General features: G+C 71.7%; 13 protein-coding genes. 6 read left to right on the forward strand and 7 right to left on the reverse strand.

The genetic code is table 11. From position 1 onward, the window contains the following. Positions 1–104 precede the first annotated feature (104 nt). On the reverse strand, positions 105–914 hold the full coding sequence (locus ACWCO3_RS06390) for an MBL fold metallo-hydrolase (RefSeq protein WP_358167845.1): 810 nt from the start codon (positions 912–914) through the stop codon (positions 105–107). A gap of 137 nt (positions 915–1051) precedes the next feature. On the opposite strand from ACWCO3_RS06390, the gene ACWCO3_RS06395 reads away from it, so the two are divergent. Beyond that, on the forward strand, positions 1052–2269 hold the full coding sequence (locus ACWCO3_RS06395; RefSeq protein WP_145779001.1) for an NADP-dependent isocitrate dehydrogenase: 1218 nt from the start codon (positions 1052–1054) through the stop codon (positions 2267–2269). A 301-nt stretch (positions 2270–2570) separates the two neighbouring features. Here ACWCO3_RS06395 and galT read toward each other — a convergent pair whose 3' ends face one another. From galT to cysC, 3 genes are all read right to left on the reverse strand, one after another. Then, a complete protein-coding gene (gene galT, locus ACWCO3_RS06400) occupies positions 2571–3647 on the reverse strand; it encodes a galactose-1-phosphate uridylyltransferase (RefSeq protein WP_145779002.1) in 1077 nt (358 codons plus the stop codon). After that, entirely contained in the window at positions 3647–4468 is an 822-nt protein-coding gene (locus tag ACWCO3_RS06405) for a DeoR/GlpR family DNA-binding transcription regulator (RefSeq protein ID WP_145779003.1), read from the reverse strand. The genes galT and ACWCO3_RS06405 overlap by 1 nt, the downstream gene beginning before the upstream one ends. Before the next feature lie 112 nt (positions 4469–4580). Continuing rightward, complete coding sequence (gene cysC, locus ACWCO3_RS06410) at positions 4581–6110, reverse strand: adenylyl-sulfate kinase (protein WP_145779004.1); 1530 nt, start codon at positions 6108–6110, stop codon at positions 4581–4583. 361 nt (positions 6111–6471) lie between these two features. Here cysC and ACWCO3_RS06415 point away from each other — a divergent pair, with 361 nt between their 5' ends. The 5 genes from ACWCO3_RS06415 (at position 6472) to ACWCO3_RS06435 (ending at position 10711) form a co-directional block, all read left to right on the forward strand. Continuing rightward, positions 6472–7386: an ABC transporter ATP-binding protein gene (locus ACWCO3_RS06415; RefSeq protein ID WP_145779005.1), complete on the forward strand. Its 915-nt coding sequence runs from the start codon at positions 6472–6474 to the stop codon at positions 7384–7386. Beyond that, positions 7379–8284, forward strand: a complete 906-nt coding sequence (locus ACWCO3_RS06420; protein WP_145779006.1) for an ABC transporter permease — start codon at positions 7379–7381, stop codon at positions 8282–8284. The genes ACWCO3_RS06415 and ACWCO3_RS06420 overlap by 8 nt, the downstream gene beginning before the upstream one ends. Beyond that, positions 8284–9195 (forward strand): ABC transporter ATP-binding protein, encoded by a 912-nt coding sequence (locus ACWCO3_RS06425; RefSeq protein ID WP_145779007.1) that lies wholly within the window; start codon positions 8284–8286, stop codon positions 9193–9195. Before ACWCO3_RS06420 ends, ACWCO3_RS06425 begins: the two co-directional genes overlap by 1 nt. A 67-nt stretch (positions 9196–9262) precedes the next feature. After that, positions 9263–9973, forward strand: coding sequence for an ABC transporter permease subunit (locus ACWCO3_RS06430; RefSeq protein WP_145779008.1), 711 nt, complete (start codon positions 9263–9265; stop codon positions 9971–9973). 93 nt (positions 9974–10066) lie between these two features. Further along, on the forward strand, positions 10067–10711 hold the full coding sequence (locus ACWCO3_RS06435) for a hypothetical protein (RefSeq protein WP_357929794.1): 645 nt from the start codon (positions 10067–10069) through the stop codon (positions 10709–10711). A gap of 44 nt (positions 10712–10755) precedes the next feature. Here ACWCO3_RS06435 and valS read toward each other — a convergent pair whose 3' ends face one another. The 3 genes from valS to ACWCO3_RS06450 are packed head-to-tail and all read right to left on the reverse strand — an operon-like array spanning position 10756 to position 17109. Next, positions 10756–13320 (reverse strand): valine--tRNA ligase, encoded by a 2565-nt coding sequence (gene valS / locus ACWCO3_RS06440; protein ID WP_450008799.1) that lies wholly within the window; start codon positions 13318–13320, stop codon positions 10756–10758. 55 nt (positions 13321–13375) lie between these two features. Next, on the reverse strand, positions 13376–15256 hold the full coding sequence (locus ACWCO3_RS06445) for an ABC transporter ATP-binding protein (RefSeq protein WP_358167853.1): 1881 nt from the start codon (positions 15254–15256) through the stop codon (positions 13376–13378). Beyond that, positions 15253–17109, reverse strand: coding sequence for an ABC transporter ATP-binding protein (locus ACWCO3_RS06450; RefSeq protein ID WP_358167856.1), 1857 nt, complete (start codon positions 17107–17109; stop codon positions 15253–15255). The genes ACWCO3_RS06445 and ACWCO3_RS06450 overlap by 4 nt, the downstream gene beginning before the upstream one ends. Between the last annotated feature and the right edge of the window lie 19 nt (positions 17110–17128).

Here is a 17128-nt window from a genome sequence, read left to right on the forward strand (position 1 = left end):
CAACCGTTGAATGTGCTCCAGTCGGGAGCCCAGTCCCGGGCGACGCGCAGGCTGGCCCGGTGGCGGGCGCCGACGAAGACATGGGCGGGGCAATAACTTCATGATCAACGGAGGTCAGGCGGCGGGGTGAAGGGGGTGCCCAGGTGGGGGGTGGCCAGGATGGTGGGGGAGTGGGTCCGGAGGATGGTCAGGCGGGAGCGGCGGGCCTCGTCCGGGTCCTCCTCGTGGGCGTACGCCAGGTCGGGGTCGACGAGTTGCACGGCGTGCACCAGCAGGTCGCCGGTGAGCAGCATCCGTTCGTCGGCCCAGGTCAGCAGCACCGACTGGTGGCCCGGGGTGTGGCCGGGAGTGGGCAGCAGACGTACCGCCGGGGTGAGGGTCGTCTCGCCGTCGACCACCCGGAGTTGGCCGGCGGCGCGCAACGGCGCGATCAGGCCGGCCGGCAGCCCCGGGTTGAGCGTCTGCGCCGCGTCCACCTCGGCGCGCTGCACCAGGTAGCTCGCGTTGGGGAAGTACGGCCGGCCGGGCGTGCCGGTGACGGCCCACCCGATGTGGTCGCTGTGCAGGTGGGTCAGCACCACCGTCTCGACGTCGGCCGGGTCGATGCCGGCGGCGGCCAGCTCGGCGGGCATCCGGCCGGGCACCGGCGCCCAGCTCGCGGCCGGCGCGTCGGCCGGGCCGATTCCCGCGTCGACCAGTGTGACCGGCCCGTCGCCGGAGCGGATCGCGAAGCTGCGGAACGGTAGCCACCACTGCCCGTCGGCGGTGACCGAGGTGGGGTCGCGCCGGTCGGCCTCCGCCCAGTGGACCGCCGTGGCGTGCGGAAACGCCTCCGCGCGGGGTTGGAAGAAGGCACCCTCACCGTCGGTGAGGGCGGTGACCGTGATAGACCCGAGGGTGCGGCTCAGTGGCATCGCGTCATGATCCAGGGAGTTCCCGCACTGCGCAGCCCGGTTTCCACCGGTCGGTCGAGGCCGGCTGGGGGCCGCCGGCCCAATTGCAGTACGCTCGTACTGCTTGAGCACGTGTCCCCCGAGAGGAGCGCCGGCCGATGGCGAAGATCAAGGTAAACAACCCGGTCGTGGAGCTCGACGGCGACGAGATGACCCGGATCATCTGGAAGCAGATCCGGGAGCAGCTGATCCTGCCCTACCTCGACGTCGACCTGCACTACTACGACCTGTCGATCCAGTACCGCGACGAGACCGACGACCAGGTCACCATCGACGCCGCCAACGCCATCAAGGAGCACGGCGTCGGCGTCAAGTGCGCGACCATCACCCCGGACGAGGCCCGGGTCGAGGAGTTCGGCCTGAAGAAGATGTGGCGGTCGCCCAACGGCACCATCCGCAACATCCTCGGCGGCGTCGTCTTCCGCGAGCCGATCATCATGTCCAACGTGCCGCGCCTGGTGCCCGGCTGGACCAAGCCGATCATCATCGGCCGGCACGCCCACGGTGACCAGTACAAGGCCACCGACTTCGTCGTCCCCGGTCCGGGCACGGTGACCATCACCTACACGCCGGCCGACGGCGGCACGCCGATGGAGATGGAGGTCGCCAACTTCCCCGGCGGCGGCATCGCCATGGGCATGTACAACTACGACGAGTCGATCCGGGACTTCGCCCGGGCGTCGTTCCGGTACGGCCTGGACCGCAACTACCCGGTCTACATGTCGACCAAGAACACCATCCTCAAGGCGTACGACGGCCGGTTCAAGGACATCTTCGCCGAGGTGTTCGAGGCCGAGTTCAAGGCCGAGTTCGACGCCGCCGGCCTCACCTACGAGCACCGGCTCATCGACGACATGGTCGCCGCCGCGCTCAAGTGGGAGGGCGGCTACGTCTGGGCCTGCAAGAACTACGACGGTGACGTGCAGTCCGACACCGTCGCGCAGGGCTTCGGCTCGCTGGGTCTGATGACCTCGGTGCTGCTCTCCCCGGACGGCCGGACTGTCGAGGCCGAGGCCGCGCACGGCACTGTCACCCGGCACTACCGGCAGTACCAGAAGGGCGAGAAGACCTCGACCAACCCGATCGCGTCGATCTACGCCTGGACCCGTGGCCTGGCCCACCGGGGCAAGCTGGACGGCACCCCGGCGGTCACCGAGTTCGCCAACACCCTGGAGCAGGTCATCATCGACACCGTCGAGGGTGGCCAGATGACCAAGGACCTGGCGCTGCTCATCTCGCGCGACGCCCCGTGGCTGACCACCGACGAGTTCATGAACGCGCTCGACGAGAACCTGGCCCGTAAGCTCGCCGCCTGATCCAGGCGTACCGCGTCATCGGAGCCCGCCGGCCACTCGCCGGCGGGCTTCGGCGTGTCCGGCGGTGCCGCGCCGAGCGGCGTCACCGCCGTCGGCGCGCCTCGTTGACCAGGATGGACGAGATGCCAGTCGCGTCCAGGAAGGTTGACCACGGTCGACCCGCGGCACCCGTGCGCCGATCAGCCAGCCTTCCCGGCTGTGCCGTGCACAGCCAGCCGTCCCTTCCCTGCGGGGGGCCCTGTCCCGGGCCCCCCGCGCCCTGTTCTCCGCCGCTCACGGCACGGCGGGGAAGCCGGGCGGCTCAGGCGGCGCGGAGCAACTCGGCGGCACGCTCCGGAGCGATGTCGTTGATGAAGACACCCATCCCGGACTCGGAGCCCGCCAGGTACTTCAGCTTGTCCTTGGCGCGCCGGATGCTGAACAGCTGCAGGTGCAGGTGGCCCAACTCCCGGTCGATCCGCACCGGCGCCTGGTGCCACGCCGAGATGTACGGCATCGGCATGTCGAACAGGCCGTCGAAGCGGCGCAGCAGATCCAGGTAGAGCGGCCCGAAGGCGTCCCGCTCGCTGTCGCTGAGCGCCGGGATGTCCGGCACCACGCGACGCGGGGCGACGTGCACCTCGAACGGCCAGCGGGCAGCCGCCGGGACGAACGCCGTCCAGTGTTCGTTCTCGGCGACCACCCGCTCACCGGCGGCTCGTTCGGCGGCCAGCACGTCCGCGTACAGGTTGCCCCCGCCGGTCTGCTCGGCGTGCCGGCGGGCGGCGGCCAGCAACGCGCGGGTGCGCGGCGTCACGAAGGGGTACGCGTAGATCTGCCCGTGCGGGTGGTGCAGGGTGACGCCGATTTCGACACCGCGGTTCTCGAAGCAGAAGACCTGCTCCACGCCGGGCAGCTCCCCGAGCACCTCGGTGCGGTCGGCGAGCGCGTCCAGCACGGTGCGCACCCGACGCGGCGGCAGGCTGGCGAAGGAGGCGTTGTGGTCCGAGGTGAAGCACACGACCTCGCACCGCCCGAGGCCCGGTCGGACGGACGTGAACGGGGTGATGGCCCCGGGTTCGTCGGCGACCCGGCCGCTGAGCGACGGGAACCGGTTCTCGAAGACCACCACGTCGTAGTCGGGGGCGGGGATCTCGGTCAGGCGGTCGCCCACCGACGGGTCGAGCGGGCACTCGTTCGCCGGCGGCAGGAAGATGCGGGTCTGCCGGTGTACGGCGACGGCCACCCACTCGTCGGTCAGCGGGTCGTAGCGCAGCTGGGACGCGGGAGGCGGTGGTGGCAGGTCACGGCGGTCCGGCTGGTCACGGACGGCGTCGTCGCCCTCGTCGAAGTAGATCAGCTCCCGGCCGTCGGCCAGGTCGATGGCGGTGCGCTTCACTACGCCGTCCCCTCACTCGTCGGCGTGCGCGTCGCGCGGCCCGCCCCTGTCGCCTTCACCATGATCAATTCGCCCACCTGTTCGCCGAGTACCCGTCGAGCGGGTGGTGGCAACCGGTCGTCGCTGACCAGTACGTGTGCTGCGGCCAGCTCGACGATCGAGGAGATGCCCACAGTGCCCCACTTGGTGTGGTCGGCGAGCACCACCAGTCGGTCCGCCGCGGCCACGAGTGCCCGGTCGGTCTCCGCCTCCATGAGGTTCGGGGTGGTGAAGCCGGCCCGCTCGGTGATGCCATGGACGCCCAGGAAGAGCAGGTCCAGGTGCAGCGAGCGGACCGCCCCGACCGCGAGGGGGCCGACCAACGCGTCCGACGGAGTGCGTACGCCCCCGGTGAGCACCACAGTCTGGTCCGGTCGACCTCCGGCGTGCAGGATCTCGGCCACCGGCAGCGAGTTGGTGACCACGGTCAGGCCGGGCACGTCCACCAGCCTGCGGGCCAACTCGGCGGTGGTGGTGCCGGCGGAGAGGGCGACCGCCGCGCCCGGACGGACCAGTTGGGCGGCGTGGTCCGCGATGGCGGCCTTCTCCGGCAACTGACGGACCGACTTGGCGTGGAAGCCCGGCTCGTCGGTCGAACTCGGTTCGGCTGTCGTGGCGCCGCCGTGCACCTTGGCCAGCAGGCCGCGCTCGTGCAGCGCCTCCAGGTCGCGGCGGATGGTCATGTCGGAGACGCCGAACTCGCCGGCCAGTTCGCTGACCCGGACGCCGCCGGTCGCCCGGACCCGCTCCAGGATGGCCGTCTGCCGCTGCTGAGCGAGCATCGCCGTGCCTCCCGGGGGTCCCCGTACTCTCACGCGGTCAAACGTGTTCCAACAAGAATGAACACTAGCGCGTAGCGGGCAGCGGTGGAAGGAACGGGGTACGACGGACGCCTCAGGCAGACGCGATCTTCAACTCCACCCAGCCGGTCTCGGTCAGGTGATGAAGCACCGCCTGCACCGCGTCCGCCACAGTCAGGTCGGTGGTGTCGAGCACCAGGTCGGCGTCGGTCGGCTCCTCGTACGGGTCGTCGATGCCGGTCATCCCGGTGAGCAGGCCCGCGCGTGCCCGCGCGTACAGGCCCTTGCGGTCCCGGCGCTCGCACACCTCGAGCGGGGTGGCCACGTGCACCAGCACGAAACCCGCCCCGGCGGCCAGGGCCATCTCCCGGGCCGTGGCGCGGGCGGCCGCGTACGGGGCGATCGGGCAGCAGATGCCCACCCCCTGGTGCCGGGCGATCTCGGCGGCCACCCAACCGATCCGTCGGACGTTGAGATCCCGGTCGGCCTTGCTGAAGCCCAACCCGGCAGAGAGTTCCCGGCGCACCACGTCCCCGTCGAGCAGGGTCACCGTGCGGTCGCCGCTCTCCCGCAGCGCGTCCGCCAACCCTCGGGCGATCGTCGACTTGCCCGAACCGGAGAGGCCGGTCAGGAAGACCACCAGCCCTCGGTGCCGACGCGGCGGTCGGGCCCGGGCCAGTTCCCTCGCCACGGCCGGAGGAGTGTGCCACTCCGGCAGCGGGAATCCCCGGTCGAGCAGGTCGTCGATCTCCTGCTGGGTCAGGGCGAGCCGGCGGTTACGCGGTGGGATGTCCTCCCGCCAGCGCCACTGCCCGTCCCTGTTGTCGTACGCGAGTTCGCGTGGCACCAGCACCCGCAGCCCGGCACCGGAGAGCATCTCCCCGGTGGAGAGCAGGTGGGTCACCCCGTACGAGGCGGAGACCCGGGCGCGCAGCAGCGCGTCGCTTATCTCCTCACGGCGGTGCGACAGGGGCACCGCGACCACTGTCGCCGGTGGCATCCGGTCCCGGGCGGCGAAGATGGTGCGGACCAGCGCCTCCGGCGGGAGCCCACCGACGCCGCCCTCACCGACCGGGATCATCACCAGCAGGTGCGCGGCCAGGGTGCGGGCGGCATGGGCGATCTGGGCAAGCTGCGGACGGTGCAGCGGCCGATCGGCGATGACCCCGAGCACCCGACCGGGAGGCAGCAGCGCGCGAACCTCCTCCGGGTTGCGGCGCAGGCGCTGGAACGGGCCATGGCCACCGTCGCCCAACCGCCGGACCGGGCCACCGACCCCGGCGATGCCGTCGCGCACCTGCCAGACGTCCGTCACGTCCAGGGCAGCCGCCGGGGCGCCCTCGCCGTCGGTGAGCACCAGCGCCCGACGGGCCGGGTCACGCGGATCGAAGCTCTGCGCCAGGGAGGCCGGGACCTGCAGCGTCACCGCGACCTGCCACGGCGCGCCGTCGGCCAGCCGGCCGCGGCGACTGACCGAGACCAGGTCGGCGCGGGTCATGAAACCGTTCAGAGGGGCGTACGCGCCGGTCAGCAGCAGCTCAAGATCCGCGAGCTCACCCGGACGCGGCGTGTATGCCGGTGCGTCCCGCAGCACCTCGTCGGGCAGCACCCCACCGTTGCTCATCCACACCCCCCACTCGCTGACCGGCACACAGTTTCGCAGCCGACCGCCGATCGGTCGAGAGCGCCACTCCACGAGCCCGGCGGACAGGATCGACGCCGGATCCGCCCCACCCGTGCGCACCCTCGGCCGTCCGCCCCTCCGGGCCGCGCGCCGTCGTCGGCACCCGACGGATTGCTGCCCACTGAACAGAAGATGAATCGTCCCACCCCCGACGGGCTTTTCCGCAACGGGGTCGTGGACTGGGGAGTACTTCCGACCGGCCGGACAGCGGGACCTTAAGGGTCCGCCATGCCAAGGATCAGGGAAGCGCCGGGGGCGCGCCGGTGTCTGCGCCGGGCATCCACTCCCTACCCTGGGCAACGTGACACTGATCGCGACCCAGTCGCTCACCAAGACGTACGGAGGTCGGGTCACCGCGCTCGCCGACCTCACCGTCGCCGTCGAGCCCGGGATCATCGGCCTGGTGGGCGCGAACGGCGCCGGCAAATCCACGCTGATCAAGATTCTGCTCGGCCTGATCCCACCGACCAGCGGTCAGGTGTCGGTGCTCGGCATCGACCCGACCGCCGACCCGGCGCAGGTCCGCGCCCGGGTCGGCTACATGCCCGAGCACGACTGCCTTCCACCGGACCTGTCCGCCGCCGAGCTGGTCACCCACCTCGGCCGGATGAGCGGCCTGCCCCGCACCGCCGCCCGCGAGCGGGCGTCGGAGGCGCTGCGGCACGTCGGCCTCTACGAGGAGCGTTACCGCCCGGTCGGCGGCTACTCCACCGGCATGAAGCAACGCGTCAAGCTCGCCCAGGCGCTGGTGCACGACCCCGACCTGCTGCTGCTCGACGAGCCGACGAACGGCCTTGACCCGGCCGGCCGCGACGCCATGTTGGCCCTGGTGCACCGGATCGGCACCGAGTTCGGCATCTCCGTGCTGGTCTGCTCGCACCTGCTCGGTGAGGTGGAGCGGATCTGCGACACCCTGATCGCCATCGACGGCGGCCGGTTGCTGCGCGCCGACAACATCTCCGCGATGACCTCGGCGACGGACGTGCTCGCCGTGGAGGTGAGCGAGGGCACCGAGGAACTCGCCGCCCGGCTGGCCGAGTTGCAGCTGCCGGTCGCGCGGGACGGGCGACTGCTGCTCGTACCACTCGCCGACGACGGCACCTACGACCTGATCCTCGGCGCGGTCGCCGAACTGGACCTGCCACTGCACCGACTGGACCAGCGCCGGCACCGGGTGGCCGAACTCTTCGCCACGAGGGAGCTCACCCATGCCTGAGTCGTCTTCCGCCGCGCTGCGGTCCACGCCGACCGGCGTCATCCACGACATCGGCTACCAACGGTACGCAGGCCCGAGGCTGGGCCGGCGGCACGTCTTCGGCGCGCTCTACGTGCACGGGCTGCGCACCACCTTCGGCTTCGGACGCAGCGCCAAAGCCAAGATCTTCCCGTGGTTGGTGATCGGCATCGTCACCCTGGTCGCGGCGGCGCTGACCGCGATCCGCAGCCAGATCGGCGAGCCGGTCGCCACGTACGCCCAGTTCGCCGACTCGATGAGCTGGCTGGTCCTCTTCTTCGTCGCGGTGGCCGCGCCGGAGTTGGTCTCGCGGGACCTGCGCAGCGGCGTCCTGCCGCTCTACTTCTCCCGGCCGTTGCCGCGCGGTGACTACGCGCTGGCCAAGCTGCTGGCCCTGGTCACGGGGCTCTGGCTGCTGCTCGGCGGCCCGCAGGTGCTGATGTTCCTGGGTGCCGCGTTCACCACGAAGCAGGGCCTTCGCGGGGTCTGGAACGAGCTGCTCGACCTGCTGCCCGGCCTGCTCTACGCGGGGCTGTGGGCGGTGGTCTTCGCCTCGGTCGGTCTGCTGATCGCGTCGCTGACCGGCAAGCGCGCCTTCGCCGCCGGTGGGGTGGTCGCCGTCTTCCTGATGACCACGCCGATCGTGGGGGTGCTGAGCATCCTGCCGTCGCGTAGCGCCAACGAGCTGGCCGGTCTCGCCTCGCCCTCCACCCTGGTGCAGGGAGTGGGCATCTGGTCGCTCGGCGACCTGCTGGTGGAGGACGGTCAGGAAGGCATCGGGGTCGGCCGGTTCGGTCCGGTCTACGCCCTGGCCGCTGTGCTGCTGGTCGCCGGCGCCACCGCCCTCCTGCTGGCCCGCTACCGGAAGGTTGCCTCCTGATGAGCACGCTGAGCCTGACCGGGGTGTCCCGGTGGTACGGCAACGTGGTCGCGGTCAACGACATCAGCATGGCCCTGGGGCCGGGCGTGACCGGGCTGCTCGGCCCGAACGGCGCCGGCAAGACCACGCTGCTGCACATGATGGCCGGGTTCCTCGCCCCGTCGCGCGGCACTGTCACCCTGGACGACGAGCCGACCTGGCGCAACCCCGACGTCTACCGGCGGTTGGGGCTGGTCAGCGAACGGGAGGCGGTGCAGAGCTACCTCACCGCGCACGAGTTCGTGCTGGCCAGCGCGAAGCTGCACCGGCTGGCCGATCCCGCGGCGGCCGCCCGGCGGGCGATCGAGCTGGTCGAGTTGGAGTCGGCGCAGGACCGGCGGATCGGCACGTACTCCAAGGGCATGCGGCAGCGGGCCCGGGTGGCCGCCGCGCTGGTGCACGAACCGCAGGTGCTGCTGCTCGACGAGCCGTTCAACGGGATGGACCCGCGTCAGCGGCTGCACATGATGGACCTGCTGCACAAACTGGGCGACTCCGGCCGGACGATCCTGTTCAGTTCGCACATCCTGGAGGAGGTCGAGCAGGTCTCCGGGACGGTGCAGGTGATGGTGGCCGGCCGGCTCGCCGCCTCCGGTGACTTCCGGACCATCCGACGGCTGATGACCAACCGTCCGCACGTCTTCGCGGTGCGCTCCACCGACGACCGGGCACTGGCCGTCGCGCTGATCGCCGAGTCGTCGGTCACCGGGGTCGAGCTGGAACCCACCGGTCTGACCGTGCGCGCCGGTGACTACGGCGCCTTCACCCGGGCGCTACCCCGGATCGCGCTCAACCAAGGCATCCGGGTGCGCCAACTGGTGCCGTCCGACGAGTCCCTGGAGAGCGTCTTCTCCTACCTCGTGGAGGCCTGACCGGTGAGTGCGAGGAGTGAACGAGCGCAGCGAGTGAGCCCCGCAGTCACGAACGAAGGAAGATGACATGTCCACGATTACCTGGATCACCGCCCGTGGGCTGTTCGGCCGCCGCCGGTTCCTGCTGCTGCTCCCGCTGCCGTTGGTCCTGCTCGGGCTGGCCGTGCTGTGCCGGTCCCTGGGCGTGGACCCCCGTCAGTGGGGTCCTCCGGTGCTGGTCGGCCTCGGGCTGGCCGTGGTGCTGCCGGTGGTCGCGCTGATCATCGGCACCGGCGTGCTGGGCGCCGAGATCGACGACGGCACTGTGGTGCACATCCTGACCAAACCGATTCCGCGGTGGCAGATCGTACTGCCGAAGCTCGCGGTGGCGGCCGGGATCACCGCCGTCACCGTTGCGGTGCCGCTCTACGTCGCGGGCGTGCTGGCCGCTTCGGTACGCCTCGGACTGGCGTTGGCGGTCGCGGCAGCGCTCGGCGCGCTGGCGTACTCGGCGTTCTTCCTCGCGCTCAGCCTGGTCACCCGGCGGCCGGTGCTGCTCGGCCTGGTCTACGTGTTGATCTGGGAGGGCCTGCTGGGCAATTTCGTCAGCGGCACCAAGGTGCTCTCCATCCAGCAGTACGTGATCGCGCTCGCCGACCGGATCGCCCCCACCGGGCTGCTGGAGACCACCGTGTCGGTGCCCGTGGCGTCGGTGATGACCGCGCTGGTGAGCGTCGGCTTCACGGTGCTGGCCATCGACCGTCTGCGCTCGTTCAGCGTGGCCGGCGAGACGAGCTGACACCGGTGCGAAACGCCGTTCCGGCCAGCCCCCGCCCGGCGGTAGGGCTGGCCGGATGGACCGGGCGGGCACCCTCGGGCCAGGCTGTCTGGTGTGAGCGTCGAAGCGGAGCAGACGTCGTTGGCTGAGCCGTACTCCCGGAGCAGCCGTCCGTGGCTGACCAGTCTGGCCGTCGCCGGGCTGGCCTGTGCCACGGTCGCCACGGCCGCCCAGGGCAGTGGCCAGTTCCACTGGTGGGCCGTGTTCATCCTGATCCCGGCCGCGTTGATCGCGGCCAGCGGCGGGCCGCTGCTGGCCCGGGGCGGCGGCCGGGCCTTCGCCGGTTACATGCTCGCCTGCGTCGGCACGATCGTCTTCGCGGTCGGCGCGCTGCTGATGTTCGGCGTGATGGGCCGGGGTTGGCCTCTGATGGTGGTGCTGCCCTGCCTGGCGGTTGCCGGCACCTACGGGTGGCGGGCGGCCCACCCCCTGGTCCGTGGTCTGCACCGGGCGGTGGCCCTGCTCGCGCTGACCGGCGCGTTGCTCGGCCTGACCCTGCAACTGATCCGGGTGGACCTGATCCACCTCAGGAACGGCTGGTGGGGTGCGTTCCTGATGCTGGCCGGGGCCATCGTCCTCGGCAACGCGGGCGAGCTGACCCGGCACCGGATGCCGTACCGCCTCCAGGCGATCACCCTGCTGGTCGGGCCCTCAGTGGTCGCGTTCCTGCTCGGGCTGCGCTTCCTGCGCGGTTGGTGACCACACGTCCGCCGCCGCGCGAGGGGGGCGGCGGCGGACGCGGGTCAGAAAGCGCAGGCGATGACGAGCTCCGGGGTGCGGTCGGGGAGCAGGTCGAGCTTGGCGATCCGGCCGGCCGACCGCAGGTCGTCGGCGACCAGTGTGAGTTGCTCCAGGAGCGCCGCGGGGCCCAGCGCCTCGGCCAGCGGCACCTCCGCCTTCATCGACAGCTTCCGCTCCGACTTGGCCCGCCGGACCTGGCTCAACGCGTCGCCGGCGAGCCGCAGCAGCGCCGGCTCACCCGACCCCTCGATCGTCCGGGCCACCTCGTAGGTGGTCGGCCACGGCGCGCGGTGCACCGAGCCGTACCGCCACCACGACCAGATCTCCTCGGTCACGTACGGGAGCACCGGGGCGAACAGTCGGAGCTGCACCGAGAGCGCTGACGCCAGCGCCGCTCGTGCCGAGTCGGCCGCGGCGTCGGCGCCGTACGCGCGTTCCTTGACCAGTTCGATGTAGTCGTCGCAGAACCTCCAGAAGAACGCCTCGGTCGCCTGCAACGCGGCAGTGTGGTCGTACGAGTCGAAGGCGGTGCTCGCGGCGCTGACCACGGTGGCCAGTTCGGCGAGCATGGCCCGGTCCAGGGGAGCGGTGGCTGGGGTACGCAGCGCGTCCGCCGCGCCCAGCCCGAGCGCGAACTTGGAGGCGTTGAGCAGCTTGGTGGCCAGCCGCCGACCGATCTTGATCTGCGCCGGGTCGAAGGCCAGGTCCATGCCGGGTTTGCCGCTGGCCGCCCAGTAGCGCACCGCGTCCGAGCCGTGCTGCTCCAACAGCGCCAACGGGGTGACCACGTTGCCCTTGGACTTGGCCATCTTCTTCCGGTCCGGGTCGAGGATCCAACCCGAGAGCACGGTGTCCCGCCAGGGCAGCACCCCGTGCTCGAAGTGCGAGCGGACCACGCTGTCGAAGAGCCAGGTCCGGATGATCTCCTGCCCCTGCGGCCGGAGGTCCATCGGGAAGATCTGGGCGAACAGGTCCGGATCGGTCTCCCAACCACCGACGATCTGCGGGGTCAACGACGAGGTGGCCCAGGTGTCCAGCACGTCCGGGTCACCGATGAAGCCGCCCGGATGACCGCGCTGCGACTCGTCGTAGCCGGGCGCCGGATCGCTGGACGGGTCAACCGGCAACGCTGACTCGTCAGGCGTGAGAGGGTGGGACCAGTCCGGCTCGCCAGCGTCGTCGAGCCGGTACCAGACCGGCACCGGCACGCCGAAGAAGCGCTGCCTGCTGACCAGCCAGTCACCGGTCAGGCCGCCCACCCAGTTGTCGTAGCGGTGCTTCATGTGCGCCGGCACCCAGTGCAGCTCACCGCCCCGGGCCAGCAGCGTCGCCCGCAGTTCGGCATCCCGGCCACCGTTGCGCAGATACCACTGTCGAGTCGAGACGATCTCCAGTGGCCGGTCGCCGCGCTCGTAGAACTTCACCGGATGCGTGATCTGGCGCGGCTCACCGATCAGGTCACCCGCGTCGGCCAGCAGGCCGACGATCTCCCGGCGGGCGCCGTTGACCGTCTGCCCGGCCAGCGCCGCGTACGGCTGTGCCGGCACCCCGGCCGGCGGCTCGGGGAGCAGCCGCCCGTCCCGCCCGATCACCACCCGCGTGGCCAACCCCAGCTCACGCCACCAGGTCACGTCGGTCAGGTCACCGAACGTGCAGACCATCGCCACACCGGTGCCCTTTGCGGGGTCGGCGAGCGGGTGGGCGTACACCGGCACCTCGACGTCGAACAACGGACTGCGGGCGGTGCCGCCCACCAGGTCGGCGTACCGCTCGTCGTCGGGATGGCAGACCAGCGCCACGCAGGCCGGCAGCAGCTCGGGACGGGTGGTGTCGATGAGCACCTCACGCCCGCCGGGCGCGGTGAACCGCAGCCGGTGGTAGGCCCCGGGGCGCTCCCGGTCCTCCAACTCGGCCTGGGCGACAGCGGTGGCGAAGCCGACGTCCCACAGCGTCGGCGCGTCCGCCTGGTACGCCTCACCGCGGAGCACGTTGCGCACGAACGCCCGCTGGCTGGTGGCCCGGGCGATCCGGCCGATCGTCGTGTACGTCAACGACCAGTCCACGGAGAGCCCCAACCGCCGCCACAGCGCCTCGAAGGCCTGCTCGTCGGTGACCGTCAGCCGTTCGCACAGCTCGATGAAGTTGCGCCGGGAGATCGGGGTGGGGTTGCGGCGGGCCGCGTCGTCGACCGGGGCCGCCGGCGGCCGCCACACCGGGTCGTACGCCAACGCCGGATCGCAGCGCACCCCGTACACGTTCTGCACGCGACGCTCGGTGGGCAGGCCGTTGTCGTCCCAGCCCATCGGGTAGAAGACGGCCTTGCCGCGCATCCGCTGGTAGCGCGCCACGGTGTCGGTGTGCGTGTACGAGAAGACGTGCCCCATGTGCAACTCGCCGGATACGGTCGGCGGAGGGGTGTCGATGGAGTACACGTCCTTGCGCTCCTTCGAGCGGTCGAACGCGTACGTGCCCTCCTCCTGCCAGCGGCGTGCCCAGCTCTCCTCGAGCCCGTCCAGGGTCGGACGCTCGGGAACGCCGGCGCGGGCCGTCCTCGCCGTATCGGTCATCTAGCGATCGTAGGCACCTCCCGGGGGTCGGACCACGCAGTTACGCATCGCTGGTTCAGATCAGCGAGTCGCGCCACTGCCGGTGCAGAGCCGCGTACCTGCCGTCGGCCTCGGCCAGCACGGCGGGTGGGCCGTCCTCGACGACAGTGCCGCCGTCGAGGACGAGCACCCGGTCGGCGGTCTCCACGGTGGAGAGTCGGTGCGCGATCACCAGGGCGGTGCGGTCGCGCAGGATGGTGCCGAGTGCCCGCTGCACCAACCGCTCGGTCGGCACGTCCAGCGACGACGTCGCCTCGTCCAGGATCAGCACTGTCGGGTCGGCCAGGAAGGCCCGCGCGAACGCGACGAGCTGCCGCTGCCCGGCGGAGAGCCGACCGCCGCGTCGGTGCACCTGGGTGGCGTACCCCTCGGGTAGGGCGGCGATGAAGTCGTGCGCGCCGATCGCCCGCGCGGCGGCCTGGACCTCGGCGTCGTCGGCGCCCGGGCGGCCGAACCGGATGTTCTCCGCGACGGTCCCGCTGAACAGGTGGTTCTCCTGTGTCACCAACACCACCGCCCGGCGCAGGTCGGCGTCGGTCACGTCGCGCAGGTCGACCCCGTCGAGCCGGACCGCGCCGGTGTCCGGGTCGTGGAACCGGGCCACCAGCTTGGCGATCGTCGACTTTCCCGCGCCGGTCGGTCCGATCAGCGCCACGGTCTGCCCGGCCGCCACGGTCAGTTCCAGCCCGCCGAGGATCGGGGTGTCCGCCCGGTAGCCGAAGGAGACCGCCCGGAAGGTCACCTCGCCGCAGCCGGGCCCGGTCGGCAACGGTGTGGGCCGGGCCGGTTCGGCAACGGCCGGCCGTTCGTCGAGCACCCCGGCCAGTTTCTCCAGCGCGGCGGTGGCCGACTGGAGGGAGTTGTAGAACTGGCTGAGCTCCTGCATCGGCTCGAAGAAGCGGCGCAGGTAGAGCAGGAACGCGGCGAGCACACCAATCTCGGTCTGCCCGCCGAGCACCCGCCAACCGCCGTAACAGAGCACCACAGCGACGGTGACGTTGCCGATCAGTTTGATCGCGGGCGAGTACGTGGCGATCAGTCGGAACGCGTGCAGGCTGGTGCGCCGGTAGTCGTCACCCAGCGCCACGAAGATCCGTTGGTTGCGGGGTTCCCGGCGGAACGCCTGCACCGCCCGGATGCCCCGCATCGACTCCACGAAGTGCACGATGACCAGCGCGACAGCGTCCCGGGTCCGCCGGTACGCGCTGGCCGACGACCGGGCGAACCAGCGGGAGAGCCAGAACAGGAACGGGAAGGCGAAGAGCGTCACGGCGGCCAGTGGCAGGTCCAGCCAGAGCAGGATGGCGGCCACCGACAGGATCGACAGCCCGGCCAGCACGAGGCTGTCGATGCCACCGTCGACCAGCTCGGCGATGGAGTCCAGGTCGCTGGTGAGCCGGGAGACCATCCGGCCGGAGGTGTAGCGCTCGTGGAAGCCCACCGACAGTCGCAGGAAGTGCCCGAACACCCGCTGCCGCAGGTCCAGCAGGACGGCCTGACCGATCCGCGAGGAGAGGGTGAGGAACCCGCGGCGAGCCGCGTACTCCGTCAGCGAGGCCACCGCGAACGCCCCGGCGACGGCGATCAGTGGGCCGGGGTCGCCGGCGCGCAGCGGCGTGATGGCCCGGTCGATGCCGATCATGACCAGGTACGGGCCGGCCATCGCGGCGGCGTTCTGGGCCAGCAGGAGGCCGACAGCGGCGGTGAGCCGCCTCCGGTGCGGGCGGATCAGGTCGGCCAGCAGGGCCCGGCTCAGCCCGCGCAGTCGGGCCACCGCCTCGGGCGCCGTGTCCTCGGCTCGACTCCGGTCGGCCTCCGGGTCGGTGGCGGTGCCGCGCCAGCGGGTCAGCTCCGGCTCCTCCTCCGGCGGGGGGTCGGCCTGCGTCGGCACTGTCACGAGTGCACCAGCCCCCAGCCGTCCGAAGCGGACGGGCTGGACCCGGCGGCGCCGGACGGCGGAGGGTGCCCGGCGGCCGGCTCGGCGGCGAGCAGCGCCCGGTACGCCGGCACACTGGCGAGCAGCTCGGAGTGCCGCCCGGTCGCCGTGATCCGCCCGTCTTCGAGCAGGGCGACCCGGTCGGCCAGCGCGATCGTCGACGGCCGGTGCACCACCAGCAGCGCGGTGCTGTCCCGCAGGACCCGGCGCAGCGCCGCCTCGACCAGCGCTTCGGTGTGCACGTCGAGCGCGGACAACGGATCGTCCAACACCAGCAACGCGGGCCGGCCGAGCACCGCCCGCGCCAACGCGAGCCGTTGCCGTTGCCCGCCGGAGAGGGACAGCCCCTGCTCGCCCACGCGGGTCGCCAACCCCCACGGCAGGTCGTACGCGAAATCGGCCTGGGCCAGCGCCAGGGCCGCCCGGACGTCGTGGTCGCCGGCGTCCGGGTGACCCAGTGTGAGGTTCTCCCGGACCGACATGGAGAACAGCGTGGGCTCCTCGAACGCGACCCCGACGAGCCGGCGTAGCGACGCCAGCCGAAGCTCGCGCAGGTCGTGCCCGTCCAGGGTGATCCGTCCCGCGGTGACGTCGTGCAGCCGGGGGACCAGGGACAGCAGGGTGCTCTTGCCGGAGCCGGTGGCACCGACGAGGGCCAGCGTCTCGCCCGGCTCGATGGTCAGGTCGATCTCGCACAGCACCGGCGCGGTGGCGCCCGGATAGCTGAACGCGACCCGTTCGAAGCGGAGCTGACCGTGGACCGCGTCGCGGGGCAGCGCGAGCGCGCCGGGGCGGTCCACGATCCGGGGTGGGGTGTCCAGCACCTCCTGGATCCGGTCGGCGGCGGTGGCGGCCTCCTGGCCGTTGGCGATGATCCATCCCAGCGACTGCACCGGCCAGATGAGCATCAGTTGCAGGCTGACGAACGCGACCAGCTCGCCGATGGTGAGCACACCCTCGGCGGCGGCGGCCGCCCCGGCCACCAGCACCACGCCCAGTGTCACGTTCGGCACCAGGTCGAGCAGCGCCGAGGTGTTGGCCAGCAGCCGCCCCTTGCCGATGCCGGTGTCGTGCAGCCGTCGGGCGGCACCGGCGAAGCGGGTGGCCAGTTCGGGCCCCCGGCCGTACGCCTTCATGGTGCGCAGCCCCTGCGCGGTCTCCTCGACCAGGGTCGCCACGTCGCCCTGCTGGTCCTGCATCCGGCGGGACGCGGCGTGGTAGTGCCGCCCGAACCGTCGGCTGATCAGCAGCAGCGGCACCGCGCTGGCCGCCACCAGCGCCCCCAGCACCGGGTGCAGCCTGACCAGCAGCACCACCACGACCACGTAGGTGGTCAGGTTGAGCACCAGGAAGAACACGCCGAAGGAGAGGAACCGGCGGATCACCGAGAGGTCGCTGGTGATCCGGGAGAGCAGTTGGCCGGATTGCCAGCGGTCGTGGAAGCTCGTCGGCAACCGTTGCAGGTGGGCGTAGACGTCGGCGCGCAGCGCCGCCTCCATGCCGACGGCCGAGGAGGACTGCACCCACCGGCGGATGAAGATGAGCACCGCCTCGACCACGCCGAGCAGCAGTGCCAGACCGCCGAGCTGGAGCAACCCGCCAGGTTCGTGCCGGGCCACCGGGCCGTCCACCACCCGCTGCACGACCAGCGGTACGGCGATCCCGGCCGCCGTGCCGGCGAGCCCGGCGAGGAGCAACCAGGCGAACTCGGCCGCGTACGGGCGCAGGTAGGGGCGCAGCCGCCAGAGGTTGTGCACGGGGTTGGTGCCCGCAGCGACCCGCGCGGCCGGGTCGCCGTCGCTCTCCACAGGCACTACCAGACGGTAGCGTCTA

The organism is Micromonospora sp. NPDC002411 (assembly GCF_053592955.1).

Coding starts and splice junctions, on each gene's coding strand:
- ACWCO3_RS06425 (WP_145779007.1), top strand. CDS start 8,284: ATGAGCACGCTGAGCCTGACCGGGGTGTCCCGGTGGTACGGCAACGTG.
- cysC (WP_145779004.1), bottom strand. CDS start 6,110: ATGAGCAACGGTGGGGTGCTGCCCGACGAGGTGCTGCGGGACGCACCG.
- ACWCO3_RS06430 (WP_145779008.1), top strand. CDS start 9,263: ATGTCCACGATTACCTGGATCACCGCCCGTGGGCTGTTCGGCCGCCGC.
- ACWCO3_RS06395 (WP_145779001.1), top strand. CDS start 1,052: ATGGCGAAGATCAAGGTAAACAACCCGGTCGTGGAGCTCGACGGCGAC.
- ACWCO3_RS06405 (WP_145779003.1), bottom strand. CDS start 4,468: ATGCTCGCTCAGCAGCGGCAGACGGCCATCCTGGAGCGGGTCCGGGCG.
- ACWCO3_RS06390 (WP_358167845.1), bottom strand. CDS start 914: ATGCCACTGAGCCGCACCCTCGGGTCTATCACGGTCACCGCCCTCACC.
- ACWCO3_RS06420 (WP_145779006.1), top strand. CDS start 7,379: ATGCCTGAGTCGTCTTCCGCCGCGCTGCGGTCCACGCCGACCGGCGTC.
- valS (WP_450008799.1), bottom strand. CDS start 13,320: ATGACCGATACGGCGAGGACGGCCCGCGCCGGCGTTCCCGAGCGTCCG.